Annotated in this window: 1 pseudogene; it reads right to left on the bottom strand. The window is 60.3% G+C overall.

Annotated features, from left to right (window positions below):
* Positions 1-345: pseudogene (locus B3187_RS12005) on the bottom strand (FAD-binding protein); the annotation flags it as partial.

The following is a 345-nucleotide window of genomic DNA, read 5'->3' as shown; positions in this document are numbered from 1 at the left end:
TTGCAACTCCAGAGCTTCAATCCGGGCCGTATTGAACGCATCGCTCTTGTCGTCGATAGACACGTTTTCAATGCGCTCGCGCAGGGCGGCCAGCTTTTTGATGCCCTCGGCCATGAAGTCACCCTTGCGGAATACGCCAAAGTGGTTTTGCATCACTTCCTGCAGCTCTTTGCGCAGTACCGCACTGCTCTCCCCACCGGTCGAGCTGTTCAGGCGATTCAGTCGGGCCAGCGACGCTTCGATATCGCTCTCGCGCGGCGCCTGCTGCTCTGCGCCTTCACGCAGCACTTTCTCGATGTGCTTGCCGGCCGCCCGGCCGAACACCACCAGGTCCAGCAGCGAGTT

The organism is Marinimicrobium sp. UBA4209 (assembly GCF_002381585.1).
Classification (GTDB): domain Bacteria; phylum Pseudomonadota; class Gammaproteobacteria; order Pseudomonadales; family Cellvibrionaceae; genus Marinimicrobium; species Marinimicrobium koreense.
The sequence above is the reverse complement of the archived record's forward strand: the minus strand, read 5'-3'. Positions and strand labels throughout refer to the sequence as shown.